Below are 19879 nucleotides of genomic sequence, written 5' to 3' on the forward strand. Positions count from 1 at the left end.
CGGGGCATCCGGCCAGCCTCCGACGCAATCACGCTGCGAGAATGGGCTGGCCGGCGATGTCGCCGAGCAGGCCGTCGAGATCGAGCACCGTCACGAAATTTCCGTTGCGGCGGCCGATGCCGGCGATGCAGTGCCCGCTCCATCCGGCGCTGACAGCGGGCGCCGGGTCGAGCGTTTCGGTGTCGAGCACAGTTACCTCGAACACCTTGTCTGTGCGCAGGCCCAACGTTACCGGGCCGTCTGAACCCTTGATGGTCAGGACCACGATGCGGGTGTTCTCGGTATCGTCGGCCGGCGCCATGCCAAGGGTGAGGCGCAAGTCGAGCACCGGCACCCCTTTGCCGCGCACATCAATCATCCCGAGCAGGTTTTCGGGCGCGCGCGGCAGGCGGGCTATTGGCAGCATGTCCAGGATTTCCTGGACCGTGGCGACCGGCGCCGCGAAGATTTCCTTCGCGACACCGAGCGTTACGTACTGGATCTGCTCAGCCATGACGGGTTCCGATCAGGCCGCGCCACGGCGGGAGAACTGGGCGTCCAGATCGTCCTGACCGTCGTCCAGATCGAGGTCGAACCCGCCACCCGAGGACGCCTGCCCCTTGGCGGGCGCCTTTTTCATATGGGGGGCCCCGGCCATGATCTGGCGCTTGAGATCGGGCTTGGCCGCCGGGGCGGCAACCGAATTGGCCGGTGCAGGCACAGCGTTGGCGTCGATGCGGAAATACCCGATGGCGGCCTGGAGCTGTTCGGCCTGGCTGGCCAGCTCCTCAGAGGTCGCCGACATCTCCTCGGCGGCAGAGGTGTTCTGCTGGGTGACCTTGTCGAGTTGCTGGATTGCTGTGTTGATCTGGGCCGCACCGGCATTCTGCTCGCGGCTGCCCGCCGAGATTTCCTCGACGAGTTCGGCTGTGCGCTGAATGTCGGGGACCAGCTTGGAGAGCATTTCGCCCGCCGACTGGGCGGCCTTGACCGTATCACCCGAAAGGGTCGAGATTTCTGCCGCCGCAGCCTGGCTGCGTTCGGCAAGCTTGCGCACTTCGGACGCAACCACCGCAAAGCCGCGACCATGTTCGCCCGCGCGGGCCGCTTCGACCGCGGCGTTAAGGGCGAGCAGATCGGTCTGGCGGGCGATTTCCTGCACCACCATGATCTTTTCGGCGATGGTCTGCATGGCCGAGACCGCATTGTTGACAGCGTCACCCGAGGCTATCGCGTCGGCAGCGGACTGGCGGGCGATCTTTTCGGTCTGGGTGGCGTTATCGGCCGACTGCTTGATCGTGGCGGCCATTTCTTCCATCGAAGCGGACGCTTCTTCGGTCGAGGAGGCCTGTTCGGTGGCGCCCTGGCTGAGCTGTTCGGCGGTGGCCGACATTTCCTGCGAGCCTGCGGCCACATTGCGGGTGGCGGCGGTGACCTCGGCGACCACCTCACGCAGCTTGGCGGTCATGGCGTTGAGCGCCTTGATCAGATCACCCACTTCGTCGTCGGACTTGTTGTCGGCAGTCGCGTTAAGATTGCCGTCGGCAACCTCGTTGGCGAGACGCACGGCGCTCGAGAGAGCCCGAGAGATCGAAACGACGATCCAGGTGGCTGCGACCAGCGCGATCAGTACCGAGCCAACCAGAAGTGCCAGCAAGATGGCGCGCGAGCTTTCGTAGAGATTGGCGGACTCGCTGACTGCCTGCTGCGCCAGCGCAGAATTGGCGTCGATCACGCCACCAATGATGGTCGCGGCCCGTTGCTGAAGCGGGACAAGCGTTTCAGTTACAATCCTGGTTGCCTCAAGATCAGTACGCGTCAAGCTGATTGCGTTGCCCGCAGTCATGGCGTCGACCATGACGGCAAAATCAGACTGCACGGTATTGGCTAGACTGCGCTCCGAGATAGCGACTTGGCGTGAGATCTGTTCGACCTGGGGGGTCATACGTTCGATAACCACCTGAAAATCATTGTGCCACTCGTCCTGCTTGGCAGGACTGCCGGCGGCCAGCAGGATATTGCGGTGCTGCCTGAAGACATCGGCCACATCCAGGAACAGGCTCGAGGCGGTGTCGTAGGCTTCAAAGGCCGTCGGATCGCCCGCAACGACACGCTCCCTGATCGCGTTCCTCAGGGCGGTCAGCGAATTCTCGATGGCGGTAATCGAGGCACTCCCGATAGAGGTCGTTGTCTCGAACGCGCGGATGTCGCTGTTGGCAATGGCAAGTTCGCTTACCTGCTGGGCGGCAACGCCGTATTCTTCCAGAGTTTCGATGAACTGTTGCAGGCGGCCGTTGAGTTCGTCTGAACCGAGTTTGCCGGCGAGTTCCTGTGCTGTGGTCTGCACCGTGGTGTATTCGGCAGCGGCGGTTTCGGAGAGCGTGACCATCTCCGCGTCATCGGAACTGGCGACCAGGCCACGAATATCGGAGACCAGCGCGGTCATGCCGGTATCGATCTCGCTCAGGGTAAAGGCGTGGGTGATCGGGCCATTGATTGTCTGGTTCATCGATTGGTTGAGCGTGCTCAACCCCTGGATGCTCAGGAACATGCCTGCGCCGGTCATGGTGACGACGACGCCGAAGACGGCCGCCAGTTTTGTCTTGATCGTTAGTCTCACAATGCAGACCTTTCTTCTGATGCTGCAGCGGGCGAGGTTCTGTCGCCCGGTGTTTCGAATATCTTTTCCATGTCGGGGATGATGATGAAGCCGCCATTGCGCTTGCCGATGCCCTTGACCAATTCGGGCTTCCAGCGCATGCCGACTTTTGGCGCTTCCTCGATCGAGGCGGCCTCGATGTCGGTGACATCGTGGACCTTGTCGGCAAGGATACCGGCGACGGTCGGTTCTCCGCCGATATTGACTTCCATGACGACGATGCGGGTGTCCTGGTCGGGCTCGGGCCGTTCCATGCCAAACATCACGCGCAGGTCGGCGAGCGGAACGACGCGTCCGCGCACGTTGATGAGCCCGCCCACGAAAGCGGGGGCGTTGGGCACCTCGGTGATCGGGACAAGATCGAGGATTTCGCGCACCTGGCTCGCCTCGACGGCGAACAGTTCATCGTCAAGACGGATGGTCAGGGCGTTCATTGATGTGGCTGGGGTGCTCATGCGGCTCTCCCGCTCAGGCTGTAGCCATCGCCCTGGGGCTGGCCGGACGCGACCAGGTGGGCGGTGTCGAGGATAAGCGCCACCGTGCCATCGCCCAGAATGGTCGCGCCTGAAAACGACTTGATCGACGAATGGAGCTTGGAGAGCTGCTTGATGACCGTCTGATTGTTGCCGATGATCTGGTCGACCACGAGCCCGACGCGGCCATCGCCCGAAGAGACGATGACCACCTTCTGGAAGGGCTCGGGCGGGGTCGTTGTGCCGAACACGTTGCGCAACCGCAGATAAGGCACCAGAGAGCCGCGGATATCGAGGAAGTTGCGACCCTTGGCGTGCGCCTCGATGCCTTCGGGCAGCTCAACGCATTCCTCGACGGCGGCCAGCGGAATTGTGTAGCGGCCATTGCCCACACGCACCAGCATGCCGTCGATGATGGCCAGGGTCAGCGGCAGGCGCAGGGTCGCGGTGGTGCCCTGCCCCGGAATTGTAGTGAGGTCGATGGTGCCGCGCAGCCCGTCGATGGTGCGTTTGACCACGTCCATGCCCACGCCACGTCCTGAGAGCGAGGTGACTTCCTTTGCCGTCGAAAAGCCGGGCGCGAAGATCAGATGATAGAGTTCCTGCTCCGTGAGCTTGGTTTCGGGCGTTATGAGGCCGTTTTCCTCGGCCTTGGCGCGAATGCGGGAAGCGTCGAGCCCCGCCCCGTCATCGGACACCGAAATGGCGACTTCCGCCCCCGAATAGACGGCTGAAAGCCGAACGGTGCCTTTGGCGGGCTTGCCGGCCGTTGCACGGGCTTCGGCACTTTCCAGCCCGTGATCCATGGCGTTGCGGATGAGATGGACCAGCGGGTCGGCCAGACGCTCGATCATTGTCTTGTCGAGCTCGGTGTCTTCACCGGCGGTCACGAATTCTATGGGCTTGCCCAGTTCGCCGGAAAGATCATGCACAAGCCGGCGGAAGCGGCCAAAGAGCGAGCCGATGGGCACCATGCGGATGCCCATGGAGGTGTCGCGCAGGCCCGAGGACAGGCGCTCGAGTTCTTCGGCGATCGTTTTGAGCGCCGTATCGGAACTCGTCGCGGCGATCTGGGTCAGGCGCGCCTGGGCGATGACCAGTTCACCGACGCGGTCCATCAGTTCGTCAAGCCGTTCGGCGGGCACGCGCAGGGAGGTGGCTGCGGCGCGGCCGGGCTCGGCCCTGGGGGCCGGTTTGGCGCGCTTGACGGGCGCAGGGGCGGTCGCCGCGGGCGTTTCGGAAACCGGGGCGGGCTCAACCTCCTGGGGCGCGGCTGCTTCAGAAGAAGCGGGCGCCGCATCGTCGAGCGGAGACAGGGTCAGCTCCATGCTGTCGCGCAGGAACATGAAAATGTCGTCGATCGCCGCGGCGGGATCGGCGGCCTCGATATCGACCTGCCAGCCGATATGGGGCACTTCGGGATCGAGAATATCGAGATCGGGGATGCGGTCGGTCAGCGCCGTGATCCGGTTGGGACCGAGTTCGGCGATTTCCTCGAGCAGGAGGATGGGATTGGTGCCGAAGGCCAGGCAGTCGGCGGGAAGGTAGAACACCAAGCGCCACCATTTGGAAGCGTCGACGGCAGGAGCAGCCTTCGGCGCGGGCGCCGCGGCCAACCGCTCGTCGCTTTTGGCAGGCGTGCCGCCATCAACGATGACACGCAGCGCGGCGAGGATTTCGTCGCCGCCGGCCAGCTCGGCGTCGGGCTCTTCGATCAGGCGATGAATGTGATCCTTGGCATCGAGCGCGACTTCGATGAGCGCCTTGTTGGCAGCGCTCTGGCCCTTGCGGACCCGATCGAAGGCGGTTTCGAATTCATGGACGAATTCGGCAACGCGGGTGAAGCCGAACATCGCACCCGATCCCTTGATCGTGTGCAGCGCGCGGAACGCGAAATTGATGAGATCGGAATTGGCGGGATCCTGTTCGAGATCGAGCAGGCCGGCTTCGAGTTGTTCGAGAAGCTCGCGGGCTTCCTGGCGGAACGTATCTGTGGGATCGGAAACGTTCATGCCCCGACCACCTTCTTGATGATGGCCAGAAGCTGATCCTGCTTGAAGGGCTTGACGATCCAGCCGGTGGCTCCCGCCTCCTTGGCCTGGCGCTTGAGGTCGTCGTCAGACTCGGTGGTCAAAAGGATGACCGGTATTCCCTTGCTGGCTGGATGCGCGCGGTATTTGCGCACGAATTCGATGCCGTTGAGGACCGGCATGTTGAGATCGGTCAGAACCGCGTGGACCGGCTGGGCAATGGCCTTGTCATAGCCTTCGGCGCCATCGGCTGCCTCGATGACCTCAAAGCCCGCCGCCGTCAGCGTCATGGACACCATCTGGCGGATGGATGCTGAATCGTCGATGGTGAGAATTGTCTTGCTCATGGTCAGTGTCCCGCCTCGTGTTCATCGGTGCCGCTCCAGAACCCAGCATGGCCCTGGCCGGGACTTAAAAAGCCGGCGGAAGCAAGCACATCGAGCAGCGGCGGGCCGATTGGCGCCAGCATTTCGAGCGACTTGCCCAATTGCTCGGCCTTGGCCCTGGCGGCCAGAAGCGTCTGGATCGTGGTGATATCGGCGCCCGAGAGGGTCTGGGTATCGATGCCGATGGTGTCGTGTTCGGAGAGGGCTTGAGCGAGGCTGGCCGCGACGTTCCGGGCCGATTTTATGCCTGCATCGGCGCCCAGAACGAGTGTGTAACAGTCGTCATGGGGCATAGACGAAGCCCGATCGGATAAGGGGTCTGGATGACATTCTGTCTCTCCTGCCGTTGCGATGGCCGGGAGACGAATGCGCAAACCATTCTTGGCGATGGCGACATCGCTCCAACGCGATGTCGCCACCCGCAGTGTATTCCCCCGGAATATGGAAATACACTTTCATCCAATGATTAAACATCTGTTACAATTTTATAGTTTGTGTAAAAGCTTTGACCACCAATACAACTATCAAAATTGCAGTAAATTTGGTTATTACTTTATTTCTTTAGAATCCTACATGAGTCCATCAATGACGATTCCGAGTCGTTCGAACTTTGATTCTGAATCGACTCGCGGACAATGGAAGATAAATACTTTGCCCTGCTCTTGATTCCGGTTTCATGCCGAGCTCCGGCGACCACTCGAGTGCTTGGCGGACGTCAAAAAAACGGCATCGACTGCAATCCAATAGGGCAGGTCCGCTGACCGGTTTTACGGGGACGATGGCTTGTCAGCTCTTGCGCAGAGGCGCGTGGCGCCCCGGCTCGACCTTAGGGACCGATCACAACCGCGTTATGGAACGTAGCTGGCAGCTAGAAGCCTGCTGCCTGGGGCAGACCATCGCCGCCGACCAGAGCACTGATCTCGGGCCAGTTGGCGCGGAAGGCCGCAACGCAGGCCGGGTCGAAATGGCTGCCGCCGCAGCGGACAATCTCCGCATAGGCAGCCTCTACTGTCCAGGCAGCCTTGTAGGGGCGTTCCGAACACAGGGCATCAAAGACGTCGGCGATGGCCACGATGCGGGCCTCGACCGGTATGTCGGCGCCCGAAAGGCGGTCGGGGTAGCCCGTGCCGTCCCAGCGCTCGTGGTGACTTTGCGCAATGAGTTCGGCGGTCCTGATGAGTTCGGAGGTGCCGCGCTCTAGAATGCGCGCACCGATGGTCACGTGCTCCTGCATCCTGGCGAACTCCTCGGCCGTCAGCTTGCCGGGCTTGCTCAGAATGGCGTCGGCAATGCCGATCTTGCCGATGTCGTGCAAAGGAGCGGCCAGATAGATCATCCGGCATCTCTCCTGGGGCAATCCAATGCCCTCGGCGATGAGTTGGCTGATCTGGGCCACCCGCGACACATGCTCGCCGGTATCGCCGTCGCGATATTCGATGGCGCGGGCGAGCCGATAGATGATTTCTTCCTCACGGGCCAAAAGATGCGCTGTGGCGCGCTCCACCTCGCGGGCCAGCCATTGCGCACGATCGGCCAGTTGCACCTGCGCCTTGCGCAGAGCCAGAAGGTTGGCAACACGGGCCTGCAATTCGGTAGGATCGAAGGGCTTTTGAAGGAAGTCCGATGCCCCCGCCTTGATGGCCTCGATGCGGACCGTCTTGTCGGCGTCCGAGGTCACCATGACAATGGGAACAAGGCTATAGGCGGGCCGGGCGCGCAGGGCCGCGGTAAACTCGATGCCATCCATCTCGGGCATGATGTGATCAACGATCACCAGATCGTACTGGCTTTGCCGGCAAAGCTGGAGCGCCTCGCGCGGATTGAGGCAAAGTTCGATGTCTCCGGAAACCACTTCGCCGATTATCGATCCGATAAGCGCAAGGCTGGATCGGCTGTCGTCAACAATAAGCAAGCGCATGCACCGCCCCCAACGGTCCGTGACGCCAGACTATGGCGGGCCAAACCTTAGAGCGAGCTTAATTTGGCGGCACCAATGAGCGCTATTGCCAGTATTTCGCCAGCGTGGTGGGTGTATGCATGGCGCCGTAGAGATAGTGCCAGAACCGCTTGCGTTCGGAGGCGGGTACGTTGTTCCAGACCTTTTCCACTGCAGTATCGCCGCACCAATAGGCGTAAACAAACGGCGCTCTGAGATCATGATGGAGGAAGGCCAGCCGTCCCTTGACGGTTTCGGGCGTCTGATAGCCCTGGGCCGCGATGATCGGCACAATCTCCCCGATCGGCCTTTTCTCCTCATGCATCATCCATGCCGCATTGCAGCGCAGGGCGCTGCGCAGGCGCTGGAGCGCCACGGCGATCTGATCGCCGGGTGTATCGAGCCAGTCGAGAAAGGCCATACCATTGTCGGCAATACCCTCGAACAGCGCGCTTGACGCCGAACTCGTGACCACCTGCGCGCCGTCGAGCGGCATTGAGCCCTCCGCAACATAACGTTCGCGCAAACCCAGATGCACAAGATGGCCCGGGAAGGCTTCGTGGGTTGCAAGGTGCTTTAAGGCATAGACGGTATAGGGGAAATCGAGGTTGAGCAGGACTTTGCGTCCCGGATAGTCGCAATAGGCGGCAAAGGGTTTTTCGGTGACGCCGACCGGCTCGATCCACTCGTGGGAAAAATCATACATTGCCGCGGCGCGCTGGCGCGATTGCATTAGCAAGTCTTCAAGCACAAGGATGACCGCGTCCCGCGGCACGATGGTGTCGGCCTCCCAGCGCGCGATGTCGGAGGCAAGGTCGCCATCGCGATAGCCCAACTCGTCTAGACCGCTGCGGATGATGGCGCGATAGGTATCGAGAATATCGTCGCCGATCAGCGTGGTATCGACCCGGATCTGGCGCCTGAGCCGTTCGGCAAAGCCAATCAGCTTGCCCTCGAAGGTGTCCATAAGGGCGTCCAGGGAATCGATCATCTCGGAGATATAGTCGCGACGCGGCTGACTTTCGGCGACGCTGTCGAGGGTTTCGGAGAGCTTTGCCAGCGCCTCGCGCGCCTCGGCATAGCTTGCAAAACTGCGCGGCTCCACGGGAGCGACGGCAACGGGGATCAGACCCTCGGCGTCGAGAAACCCTTCGCCCTGCTGCTGGGCTCTATAGAGCCGGTCGATCCCGGCGGTGATTTCGGCAAGGTCCTGACCCGGTTTCATGCTGGCCTCCTAAATGTGCCCGGCCACGGATTTGGGCCGATAGGGCGCTTCCATCACGGCAACGTCTTCGTCGGACAGTTCGACCTCGAGCGCGGCAATGGCATCATCGAACTGATGCAGTTTGGAAATGCCGACGATGGGGGCGGTGATCCCTGGGCGCGAGGCGACCCAGGCATAGGCGATCTGGGCCATCGGGCGGCCGTGGCGCTCGGCAACGGTACGCACCGCGGCGATTACGGCGTCGTCCTGAGCGAGAGTTGAGTCGTAGAGGGCGTTGGCGGTCTTGTCTGTCTGCGAGCGGGTCGTCGCCTCGCCGCCGCGTCCGGCCAAACGGCCACGGGCCAGAGGGCTCCAGGGAATCACGCCGATGCCCTCGGAGCGGCAGAGCGGCAGCATTTCACGCTCTTCCTCGCGGTACATAAGATTGTAGTGGTTCTGCATGGATACGAACGGCGCCCAGCCATTGGCGCGCTGGATGCCGATGGCCTTCATGAACTGCCAGGCGTGCATGGAGGACGCGCCGAGATAGCGCACCTTGCCGGCGCGAACGACGTCGTTGAGCGCGTCGAGGGTCTCCTCGAGCGGGGTGTCGTAATCGAAGCGATGGAGCTGGTAGAGATCGATATAGTCGGTTCCGAGGCGCTTGAGGCTCGCATCCACCGCCTCGAACACGTGCTTGCGCGACAGGCCGCGATCATTGGGGTCGTCGCTCATGGCGTTATAGAGCTTGGTGCCCAGAACCAGCTTGTGGCGCGGCACCGATTTGAGCGCCTCGGCCACAACCACTTCGCTCTCGCCCATGGAATAGATGTCGGCCAGATCGAAGAAATTGATGCCAAGATCGAGGGCCTTGTCGATGATGGGACGGGAGGCCTCTGCCCCCAGCACCCAGGGCGCCCAGGTCGACGAGCCGAACGTCATGCAGCCCAGAACGAGGCGCGACACTTTCAGGCCGGTTTTTCCGAGGTTGATATAATCCATTAGTACACTCTTTCATGACGAAATCAGTTCGAGGCAGCGCCACCAATGCGCACATTCACAGGCACACACGTCATCGGCCCGCTGACTGCCTCGCAGTTTGCGCATAAATGCACAAATAAATGGCGTATGCAAATTGTGTACAAAAATTTCCCACACCCTCTTGCGTCAGAAAAAATACCGTGCAACCGTTGAGGTGTACTGAATGGATAGCACACCTAAATGTTCACGCTAGACGCATCCAGCATCGACAAGTCGCTCCCCGTTCCGGTGGGTACGCAGCTTCATGGCCTGCTCGCCTACATGCTCAGCTTCGGCGACATTCCCCACGGCGCGAAACTGCCTTCGGTGCGCACCCTTGCTGCCGATATCGGCATCGCACCAATGACGGTAGCGCAGGTCTATAAGCAGCTTCGCGACGAGGGGCTCGTGGAAATGCGCCAGGGGCTTGGCGCCTTTGCCATTCAGGATCCTAAAATACGGGTCGCCGGCTCAAACCCTCTCGATGCCTTGCGCGCCGATATCGGCGGGCTGATCGAGAAGGCCGACAATCTGGGCATTTCGACGCTGTCGCTGATCTCGATGATAAATGCCCAGTCGCAGTTTCCCCGTGGCGGCGGCGACGGGCTGAGCATCGTCTTTGTGTGCATATTCGAAGGTCCGGGGCGCGACTATGTGGAACAGATCCGCCCCGTTCTTGCACCCGAGGACAAGGTGCGCCTGATTACGTTGGAGGGTCTTACCGGCTCGGACACGTTACGCGAGGCATGCCGCAAGGCCGATCTGGTCCTGACCTTTGTCAATCGCGAAGCCGAAGTGCGCTCGCATGTGGACAGCGATAATCTTCTGGGTCTGCGCTTCATCCCTTCCGAGCAGACACGGCAGAACCTGGCACGGCTCGATCCGCGCACGAAGGTCGCGGCCATCACCCATTTCAAGGAATACATCGCCATCATGCGCCCCAGCGTGCGCGAGTTCGCTCCTCATGTCTCCGACATCAGGGTGACATGGTCCTCGGCGCCCGATCTCGACGAAACGCTGGCTCAATGCAACGCGGTGATTTTTGCTTCGGGGGCCGATCACGTCGCCGAACACGTGCCCGAGCACATCCCCTGTTTCGAATACCGGCACGCGCCCGATCCGGGCGCCGTCGAAAACGTCCTTGCGCCCCATCTCGCCGACATCAGACGGCAAAAGGCGCGAGGACTTCAGGCAAGCCACCCGTCCCAGAAGGTGGCGGCACGACCCAAGGGAAACTGATTTCTACCACCATGGCTGATTTACCAAAGGGAACAATCATGAAGGCATTTCTCCTTTCAACCACGGCGGCCATCGCCGTCATGCTGGCTCCAGCCACAACGCTTCTCGCGCAGGAAGCCGATACGATCGTCATCGGCGCCGATGTGGATGCGGGCACGCTCGATCCGCGGCTGACCCGCGATACGACAGCCGCGCGCACTGCAAATCTCATCTATTCGGGCCTTGTCGAAATCACCCCCAATCTCGAAGCCGTACCCGAGCTTGCCGAGAGCTGGGAAAGCCCCGACCCGCAGACCATCATCTTCACCCTGCGCTCCGGCCTTACGTTTTCCGACGGCAGCCCGCTGACCGCGGACGACGTGGTCTTTACCTACGAGACCATTCTCGACCCCGACTTCAACGCCCCGCAACGCGCGCTCTATACCCCGATCGACTCGATCGAAGCCGTCGATGAGCGCACCGTGCAGTTTAACCTTTCAGCCCCTTACGCGCCGCTGCTCTCCTATCTGGACATGGGCATCGTTTCCAAGGCCGCTGTCGAGGCGGGCACCGATATAGCGGTCGAACCGATCGGTGCCGGCCCGATGAAACTTACGGCCTGGAACAGCGGCAGCAACATCCAGCTCGAGGCCAACGAAAACTATTGGGGCTCCGCTCCGGAAATTGAAAACGTCACGCTCCAGATCATCGGTGACAATTCGGCCCGCGCGCAGGCCTTCGAGGCCGGCGATCTTGACGTCGTCCAGTCTCCCCTGTCCCCGCAGGATATCGAGCGGCTGACCAATGATGACCGGTTCGGCAATGCCATCATGGCGGGCCTGGGAGTGACCTATCTCAACTTCAACGTCTCCGATCCGCTGCTGTCGGACCCGCAAATGCGGCAGGCTTTCGCCATGCTGGTCGATCAGGACACCATAGTGAACCAGATCTACCAGGGCGTGGACGAAGTGGCCCATTCGGTGCTTCTGCCGACCTCATGGGCCTTTGACGAAGCGGTTTCCCAGCCGCTTTTCGATCCGGCCGCAGCCGTCGAAAAATTCGCCGAACTGGGCTGGACCGACACCAATGGCGACGGCATTCTCGACAAGGATGGCGAACCGCTCCATGTGGTGCTCTCGACCCACAGCGAAGACCCCAACCGGGTGCAGTCGGTCGAATATCTGCAGGCGGTCTTCCAGTCCGCAGGCGTCGACGCGGAAATCCAGATCAGCGACTGGCCGAGCTTCTCGACCAACTACGTGCAGCAGGGCCAGCACCAGATCGCCCTGCTCGGCTGGCTGAACCTCGTCGATCCCGACCGGCTGCTCTACGCGCAGCTCACCACTGGCGGATCGACCAATTGGGGCGGATACTCCAACGCCGATGTCGACGCCCTGCTCGAAGAAGGCCGCTCAAGCCTCGATCAGGCCGAACGCGCCGCAGCCTATCAGGGAGCTGCTGAAATCCTCGCCGAGGAGCTGCCCTATTACATCATCTCGGCCCAGGGCTATCAGTTGTTCTATGCCAGTGACCTTCCGGTCGAGGTGGAAGCCAATCCGCGCGGCACGCTGCGCGGCCTGATCGGGCTTTCCGACTGAACGTTGGGGACCGGCGCGCCCATTGCGCCGGTCCACCTTTTCCCTATGCCATTCTCCGGAGCCCGGAATGACTTTCCATCAGGTGCTCGGCGCCGATTTCTACGCCAAGGTTCACGCCGACATCCGCAAGCGCATGGCGGCTGCCGGGATTGATCTGTTGTTGCTCGATTCCAATGACGACGTGATCTATACCACCGGGTTTTCCCACTATACGACCGAGCGTCCCGTGGTCTTTGCGATCACCCAGGACGGCGCCTGGCTTTTGATCCCCGAACTCGAACGGGCTCACGCTGCGCACCAGAACATCGCTGCCGAACCGATCGTCTATTTCGAGTTTCCGGGCGTTGATAAACCCTTTGACGTTCTGGGCCGCGCCTTTCCCGACATGAAGGGCACGATTGCCTACAGCCATGCGATTTCGCTGGTGCGGGTGGGCCAGATCGAAGCGGCGTTTCCCAACGCAAGGGCCCATAAGCCGACCAATCTGATCCAGCAGATGCGGCTCGTCAAATACCCCGAGGAAATCGTTCTGCATCGCGAGGCGGCGCGGATTTCCGACGAGATGGTCAAGGCCGGCGTCGATCTGATCGCCGATGCCATGGCGTCGGGGGATAAGCTGCCGAGCGAGATCGAAATCGAATCTTTTGTTTCGCGCCATGCCATGAAGATCATGCATGAGGAACATGCCGATCTCATGCTTGTACAGGGGCTGGCCAGCGGGCTGGTCTATTCGGGGGCGCGCTCGGCCTTTCCGCACGGCATGCCGACGGGCTATCCCGTCAAGCGCGGCGAGAGCATCATCTTATCGCTCGGTTGCCGGGTTGGCGGTCGCGCCGCCGAAAGCGAGCGCACCCTGTTCATCGGCGAACCGACCAAAGAGCAGGAAGGCCATTATGGGGTGGCTTTCGAAGCCCAGCGCATGGCCACGGCGGCGCTGATCGCCGGGCATACCTGCGCGTCTGCCGACAATCTGGCGCTTACCTATATCCGCGACAGCGGGATGAGCGAATATCTTCTGCATCGGGTCGGGCACGGCATGGGCGTGATGTTCCATGAGCCGCCCTGGGTCGAAGCCGGCGACGACACCATTTTGGAGCCCGGCATGGTGACCTCGAGCGAACCGGCGATCTTTGTGCCCGGATTTGCGGGCTATCGCATTGCCGACACCGTGCTGATTGCGGCCGAAGGTCCCGACAGCATGACAAAATATCCCCGCGCCATCGACCAAGTGGTGATCGGCTAGACCGTTTGAGACAATGACCCTTTCCTCACACACATATTCCGGGTGGACGCCATGCTAGCCTATGTTGCCCGCCGCCTTCTTCTGATGATCCCCATGGCGATTGGCATGGTGGTCATCACCTTCGGGCTGTTGCTGCTCATTCCCGGCGATCCCGCCGCGGTGCTGCTCGGGCAGGAAGCCTCTGCCGAAGCCATCGAGAACCTGCGCAACGCGCTGGGGCTCAACGATCCCTGGTACATAAGGCTCTGGGACTATTTCGCCGGGCTCTTGCAAGGCGATATGGGCACCTCGATCTTTCAGAACCGGCCGGTGGCCTCGATCATTGCAACCCGGTTGGGCGCAACGCTCGAACTGGCCATCGTTTCGCTCATCCTTGCCACGGTGATCGGGCTGACACTGGGTGTCATCGCGGCCATCCGTCAGGGCTCGTGGGTCGATACCGCCACCATGCTGTTTGCCCAGCTTGGCGTCTCCATGCCGGTCTACTGGCTGGGGCTGCTGCTCATGCTGGCCTTCGCGGTCATGCTTGGCTGGCTTCCGGCAGTCGGGCGCGGCGTGCCGCTTCCCGAAGCGATCGGGGCGATGTTTACCGGCAATTTCGGACCCATCTGGGATTCGCTCTCCCATCTGGCCCTGCCAGCCATTGCGCTGGCGGCCAATTCGGCGGCGGTCATCTCGCGGCTTGTGCGGGCATCCATGCTCGAGGTTCTGCGCGAGGACTTCGTGCGTACCGCCTATGCCAAGGGGCTGCGCCGCCCGCGTGTGGTCGTCCGGCATGCGCTGCGTAACGCGCTCTTGCCAGTGCTTTCGATCATCGGGTTGCGCTTTGGCGCCCTTTTAGGCGGCGCGGTCCTGACCGAAACCATCTTTGCATGGCCCGGCCTTGGACAGCTCACCATCTCGGCGATCTCGCAGCGCGACCTGCCGCTGATCCAGGGTATCGTCCTGACCTTTGCGATCATCTTCGCGCTGGTCAATCTCATCGTCGATCTGTTGTACGCCGCGGTCGATCCGCGCATCAGGCTCGGATAGGACCCATGCGCATCCCAAAGGCATTCAAAAACACTTCCCTTGTCGTCGGCGCGCTGATTTCGCTCGCCATCATCTTCTGCGCCGTCTTTGCGCCGTTCGTGGCAACGCACGGGGTCGAGCAGATGGACATGATCAACCGCTTTGCCTGGCCGACACCCGGCCACATTCTGGGCACCGACAATTTCGGGCGTGATCTTTGGTCCCGTCTGGTCTATGGCGCGCGGGTCTCGCTCTCGATCGCCATCATCTCGGTGGCCTGCGCCGCCGTGGTCGGCACCGTCGTGGGGCTGGTCTCGGGCTATTTCGGGGGCTGGGTCGACCAGCTCCTGATGCGGATCACCGACATCTTTCTCGGTTTTCCGCCGCTGGTTCTGGCGCTGGCCATCGTCGCCGTGATGGGCCCGGGCATCGCCAACATCTCGTTTGCCATCATCATCGTCACCTGGACCGAATATGCCCGCGTGGTGCGTGCCACGACGCTGGTGCTGCGCGAACAGAATTACGTCCAGGCGGCGCGGGCGCTCGGAGCGAACCCGGTTCGTATCCTTTTCCGCGAGGTGCTGCCCAACGCGTTCGGGCCGATCATCGTCCTGGCCTCGCTGGGGCTGGGCACCGCGATCATTTCGGAATCGGCGCTGAGTTTCCTTGGCTTCGGCCTGCCGCCCCCGACCCCGACCTGGGGCTGGACGCTGGCCTATGGCACGCGGTTCATCCGCGACGAACCCTGGCTTTCCATAATTTCGGGCGCGACGATCATGATCACCGTGCTCGGCTTCAATCTCCTGGGCGATGGCCTCAGGGACATCCTCGATCCCCGTCAGCTTTCGCGCAGCGGCGGCAAGTCCAAATAGGCGCGATAAAAGGACACCACAAGAATGGTCAAATCCATCAATCCCATTCGCCACAAATTCACAACGCTCGCCGACGGTTCGGACGCCGTTCTGCTGATGCACGAGCTGGTTGGCGAAAAGGACGGACCGACGGTGGGTATTTCCGCTTCGATCCATGGCAATGAGAACACCGGCAGCCAGGCCATCCTCGAATTGTTCCGCATCTTGAAGGATACCCCGCTGTCGGGCCGCATCGTGTTGCTGCCGGTAGCCAATCCTTCGGCCTTCGCCGTCAACCAGCGCTTTGCGACCCATGACAAGGTCGACCTCAATCGCCAGTTTCCCGGCTCGGCCAAGGGCACATACAGCCAGCAGCTCGCGCTGGCGTTGTCCGATCAATTCCTGCGCAAGATCGATATCCATATCGACCTGCATTCGGGCACCGATCGCCCCACTGTGGATTACGTCTATATCTGGAACGACGAAGAGCTCTCGCGGGCTTTCGGCTCGACCGTCCTCTATCGCCCGGTTCCCGACAAGCAGGGCACGGTCTTCGCCGGCACGTCCAAGGCCGTCACCATCGAGGAACGCGATATCCCGAGCGTCGTAGTCGAACTGGGCGGCGGCATCGTCGATCAGACCCCCTATATCGAGCGCACCGTCAATGGCGTGCTCAACATGCTGCGTCTGCGCGGCATGATCCCCGGCGATGTGGCGCCCAACCCCAAGCAGATCGTCTGCAACGAGCTGGCCGGTATACGTCCCACCCAGGGCGGCTTTATCGAGCCGCTGTGTCCCGCCAATGGCGAAATCATCAAGGGCGGACAATTGCTGGGGCGGGTCGTGAGTCCCTATAATTTCGAAACGCTCGAAGAAATTCAGACCCCGTTCGAAAACGGCGTCATGATCATGCAGCACCTGACCCGCAACGTCGTCGAGAGCGGCGATTACGGGTTCATGGTGGGCAATCTGGATGGCGCGACCGACTAAGCCGGTCGCCCCCGCCCGGCCGGTTGCCAAAATAAGGCCGGGCGGCCCTACTCAAAAAGGATGAATGCGATGAGCGCACTCGCCGAAAAGCCCGATCAGACGCCGGCCATTGCGGTCAGCTATCTCGATATCGAAATCCGCGGCGATCGCGGGTCGTTTCCTGTCGTTCAGGACATGAGCCTGTCGGTCGCGCCGGGCGAAACGCTGTGCATCGTTGGTGAAAGCGGGTGCGGGAAATCGATGACGGCGCTGGCGCTGATGCGCCTGTTGCCCGAGGCGGCCCGCGTCACGGGCGGCTCCATCGAGATCGCTGGCGCGGATTTCCTGGCGTTCGATCAGCGCAAGGTCGAGGATTTCCGCGGCGAAGAGATCGCCATGATCTTCCAGGAACCGCTGACCGCGCTCAATCCGGTTCTGACCGTGGGCGAGCAGATCGCCGAATCCGTGCGCCAGCACCGCAAGGTTTCGCACCGCCAGGCGTTCAAGCGGGCCGTTGAAGCACTGCAGATGGTGCAGATGCCCGATCCCGAGCGCCGCGCGCGGCAGTACCCGCACGAACTTTCAGGCGGCATGCGCCAGCGGGCGATGATTGCGCTCGCTCTGGCGTGCGAGCCGAAAATCATCATCGCCGACGAGCCGACTACGGCGCTGGACGTGACCATCCAGGCTCAAATCCTGGGGCTGATCTCGGAGCTGCAGAGCCGGCTTGGCACAGCCCAAATCCTGATCACCCACGACCTTGGCGTCGTGGCGGAAGTCGCCGACCGGGTGATCGTCATGTATGCGGGACGGCGGGTGGAAGAGGCGAGCGTCTATGACCTTTTCGACAATCCCATCCATCCTTACACGCGAGGCCTGATGGGCGCGGTTCCGCGTTCGGGCATGGCCGAAGGCGGACGGCTGACCGACATTCCGGGCACCGTGCCTGCGCTCTGGGACCTGCCCAAGGGCTGTGCCTTCGCGCCGCGCTGTCCAGGCGCTTCCCAACGGTGCCTCGAGGAGCGTCCGCCCCTTGTCGAAAAATCCCCCGGCCACATGGCCGCCTGCTGGGAGCATGACGATGCAGCCTGAAACACCCCCCCTTCTGGCCGTCGACAATCTCCAAGTCCACTTCCCGATCCGGGCCGGCGTGTTCAAGCGCCAGGTCGGTGCGGTCAAGGCCGTCGATGGTGTCAGCTTCACCCTGGGACGCGGTGAAACCCTGTCGCTGGTCGGCGAAAGCGGGTGCGGGAAATCGACCACCGGACTGGCGCTGATGGGTCTGGTCAGGCCGACCGGCGGCCGGGTGCGGTTCGACGATCAGGAGATCACCAGCTTTGGCGCAACCGCGCTCAAGGACTATCGCCGGCGCATGCAGATCGTCTTTCAAGATCCTTTCTCCTCGCTCAACCCGCGCCAGAAGGTCAAGGACATCATCCGCGCACCGCTCGATATCCATAATATCGGAACGCGCATGGAGCGCGAGGCGGAAGTGGTGAGCCTGATGAGGCGGGTCGGGCTGCGTCCCGATCAGGCGGACAATTATCCGCACCAGTTTTCCGGCGGCCAGCGCCAGCGCATCGGCATCGCCCGCGCCCTGGCCCTCAAGCCCGATGTTATCGTGTGCGACGAACCGGTGTCGGCGCTGGACGTTTCGGTGCAGGCCCAGATTCTCAATCTTCTGGCCGATCTGCAGAACGATCTGGGCGTCTCCTACCTTTCGGTGTCCCACGATCTTGGCGTGGTCGAGCACATCTCGCATCGGGTTGCGGTGATGTATCTGGGCAAGATCGTCGAGATCGCCGACAAAAAGACCATCTTTGCGGCGCCGCGCCATCCCTATACCGAATTGCTGATGGGTTCGGCTCCTTCCCTCGATCCACGAGCCCGGCATAGTTTTTCGGCGTCCAATGACGATATTCCCAGCGCCACCAACAAGCCGTCGGGTTGCGCGTTCCATACGCGCTGTCCGCTGGCCAGCGAAATCTGCCGCACCCACGAGCCCGAACTGACGTCGCGGGACGATGGCCAGCTCGTGGCCTGCCATCACCGATAGGACCGCTCCATGACCAACAGCTATCTGTTCACCGGCGGCAAGCTCCTCGATCCCGTTGAAAGTGTTTTAAGAGACGGCCTGGACGTGCTCGTTACGGGCGATCGCGTCGCCGAAATCGGCGCCGGCATAGTCCCGCCCGAGGGCACGCAGACCATCGCGCTTGATGGCCGCACGCTGATGCCCGGTCTTATCGATTGCCACGTGCATGTGGTGGCCGAAACGCTCGATCTGTGGGGCAATATGATCGCGCCCGCCTCGCTGGGGGCGCTGCGCGCGGCACGGGTGATGAACGAGGCGCTTTCGCGCGGCTTTACCACCCTGCGCGATCTGGGCGGTGCCGATATCGGGCTGGTCCGCGGGGTCGAGGACGGGCTTATCGACGGCCCACGGCTCGTCATCTGCGGCAAGGGCCTGACCACGACCGGCGGACATGCCGACCTGCGCCAGCGCACCGACGATCGCCCCGGCCTTTTTTCCGACCGCGTCGGCTCGATGGGACTGATCGTGGATGGCGTGGACAATGTCCGCGCCGCCTGCCGGACACTGATCAAGGAGGGCGCCAATTTCATAAAGGTGATGGCCAATGGCGGGGTGTCCTCACCCAACGACCCCATCCATTCGATCCAGTATTCGCGCCAAGAGATCGCCGCGATGGTCGAGGAGGCCGATAATGCCGGACTTTACGTTTCGGCTCATCTCTATACCGACAAGGCCATCCGCCGCTGCGTGGAACTGGGCGTCCATTCGCTCGAACATTGCAATCTGATCGAACCCGAGACCGCCAGCAAGGCGGCGGAAGCGGGCTGCATCGCGGTGCCGACCCTTGTCGCCTATGAGGCGCTGGCCATCGAGGGCAAGCAATTGGGGCTGGGCGCCGCCGAGTTCGAAAAGATCGACATTGTGCGCCAAGGCGGGCTGCGCTCGCTCGAAGTCATGGCGGCGGCCGGCCTGCCGATGGCGTTCGGATCAGACCTCTTGGGGCAACTGCGCAAATATCACTGCATGGAATTCGAGCTACTGGCCAAGGTTCTTTCACCCGCCGAAATCATCCGCTCGGCGACAACGGTCGGTGCAAAGCTCTGCCGGCTCGAAGGCCAGGCGGGTGAGATTGTAAAAGGCGCATCCGCCGACATGATCGTCGTCGATGGCGACCCGCTGTCCGATATCTCCTTGCTTGGAGACGACGGCGCGCATATGCCGTTGATCATGGCGCGTGGCCGCTTGCACAAATCGGCGCTGGTCTAGC

General features: G+C 62.0%; 18 protein-coding genes. 9 read left to right on the forward strand and 9 right to left on the reverse strand.

Annotated elements, in window-relative coordinates; translation table 11 throughout:
* Positions 1–28 precede the first annotated feature (28 nt).
* The 9 genes from ACP148_RS15355 to ACP148_RS15395 all read right to left on the reverse strand — a co-directional run bounded on the left by ACP148_RS15355 (position 29) and on the right by ACP148_RS15395 (position 9669).
* Positions 29–493: a chemotaxis protein CheW gene (locus ACP148_RS15355; protein WP_421952079.1), complete on the reverse strand. Its 465-nt coding sequence runs from the start codon at positions 491–493 to the stop codon at positions 29–31.
* Positions 494–505: 12 nt separating this feature from the next.
* On the reverse strand, positions 506–2599 hold the full coding sequence (locus tag ACP148_RS15360) for a HAMP domain-containing methyl-accepting chemotaxis protein (RefSeq protein ID WP_425033562.1): 2094 nt from the start codon (positions 2597–2599) through the stop codon (positions 506–508).
* Complete coding sequence (locus tag ACP148_RS15365) at positions 2596–3093, reverse strand: chemotaxis protein CheW (RefSeq protein ID WP_421952081.1); 498 nt, start codon at positions 3091–3093, stop codon at positions 2596–2598. The genes ACP148_RS15360 and ACP148_RS15365 overlap by 4 nt, the downstream gene beginning before the upstream one ends.
* On the reverse strand, positions 3090–5123 hold the full coding sequence (locus ACP148_RS15370; RefSeq protein WP_421952082.1) for a chemotaxis protein CheA: 2034 nt from the start codon (positions 5121–5123) through the stop codon (positions 3090–3092). Before ACP148_RS15370 ends, ACP148_RS15365 begins: the two co-directional genes overlap by 4 nt.
* Entirely contained in the window at positions 5120–5488 is a 369-nt protein-coding gene (locus ACP148_RS15375; RefSeq protein WP_421952083.1) for a response regulator, read from the reverse strand. Before ACP148_RS15375 ends, ACP148_RS15370 begins: the two co-directional genes overlap by 4 nt.
* A 2-nt stretch (positions 5489–5490) precedes the next feature.
* On the reverse strand, positions 5491–5820 hold the full coding sequence (locus ACP148_RS15380; RefSeq protein ID WP_421952084.1) for an STAS domain-containing protein: 330 nt from the start codon (positions 5818–5820) through the stop codon (positions 5491–5493).
* Between the two features lie 575 nt (positions 5821–6395).
* Positions 6396–7445 (reverse strand): HD domain-containing phosphohydrolase, encoded by a 1050-nt coding sequence (locus ACP148_RS15385; protein ID WP_425033563.1) that lies wholly within the window; start codon positions 7443–7445, stop codon positions 6396–6398.
* 82 nt (positions 7446–7527) lie between these two features.
* On the reverse strand, positions 7528–8688 hold the full coding sequence (locus ACP148_RS15390) for a hypothetical protein (RefSeq protein WP_421952086.1): 1161 nt from the start codon (positions 8686–8688) through the stop codon (positions 7528–7530).
* A gap of 9 nt (positions 8689–8697) precedes the next feature.
* On the reverse strand, positions 8698–9669 hold the full coding sequence (locus tag ACP148_RS15395) for an aldo/keto reductase (RefSeq protein ID WP_421952087.1): 972 nt from the start codon (positions 9667–9669) through the stop codon (positions 8698–8700).
* A gap of 219 nt (positions 9670–9888) precedes the next feature.
* On the opposite strand from ACP148_RS15395, the gene ACP148_RS15400 reads away from it, so the two are divergent.
* The 9 genes from ACP148_RS15400 (at position 9889) to ACP148_RS15440 (ending at position 19878) form a co-directional block, all read left to right on the forward strand.
* On the forward strand, positions 9889–10926 hold the full coding sequence (locus ACP148_RS15400; RefSeq protein WP_421952088.1) for a GntR family transcriptional regulator: 1038 nt from the start codon (positions 9889–9891) through the stop codon (positions 10924–10926).
* A gap of 38 nt (positions 10927–10964) precedes the next feature.
* Positions 10965–12503, forward strand: a complete 1539-nt coding sequence (locus ACP148_RS15405; RefSeq protein WP_421952089.1) for an ABC transporter substrate-binding protein — start codon at positions 10965–10967, stop codon at positions 12501–12503.
* 67 nt (positions 12504–12570) lie between these two features.
* Positions 12571–13746 (forward strand): M24 family metallopeptidase, encoded by a 1176-nt coding sequence (locus ACP148_RS15410; RefSeq protein ID WP_421952090.1) that lies wholly within the window; start codon positions 12571–12573, stop codon positions 13744–13746.
* A gap of 51 nt (positions 13747–13797) precedes the next feature.
* Entirely contained in the window at positions 13798–14778 is a 981-nt protein-coding gene (locus ACP148_RS15415; protein WP_421952091.1) for an ABC transporter permease, read from the forward strand.
* Positions 14779–14783: 5 nt separating this feature from the next.
* Positions 14784–15629 (forward strand): ABC transporter permease, encoded by an 846-nt coding sequence (locus ACP148_RS15420; protein WP_421952092.1) that lies wholly within the window; start codon positions 14784–14786, stop codon positions 15627–15629.
* A gap of 24 nt (positions 15630–15653) precedes the next feature.
* On the forward strand, positions 15654–16598 hold the full coding sequence (locus ACP148_RS15425) for a succinylglutamate desuccinylase/aspartoacylase family protein (RefSeq protein WP_421952093.1): 945 nt from the start codon (positions 15654–15656) through the stop codon (positions 16596–16598).
* Positions 16599–16667: 69 nt separating this feature from the next.
* A complete protein-coding gene (locus ACP148_RS15430; RefSeq protein WP_421952094.1) occupies positions 16668–17669 on the forward strand; it encodes an ABC transporter ATP-binding protein in 1002 nt (333 codons plus the stop codon).
* Positions 17659–18633, forward strand: coding sequence for an ABC transporter ATP-binding protein (locus ACP148_RS15435; RefSeq protein ID WP_421952095.1), 975 nt, complete (start codon positions 17659–17661; stop codon positions 18631–18633). Before ACP148_RS15430 ends, ACP148_RS15435 begins: the two co-directional genes overlap by 11 nt.
* Positions 18634–18642: 9 nt before the next feature.
* Positions 18643–19878, forward strand: a complete 1236-nt coding sequence (locus ACP148_RS15440; RefSeq protein ID WP_421952096.1) for an amidohydrolase family protein — start codon at positions 18643–18645, stop codon at positions 19876–19878.
* Position 19879: the final 1 nt, after the last annotated feature.

Origin of the sequence: Pelagibacterium sp. (genome assembly GCF_965249125.1) — a bacterium.
Lineage (GTDB): Bacteria > Pseudomonadota > Alphaproteobacteria > Rhizobiales > Devosiaceae > Pelagibacterium.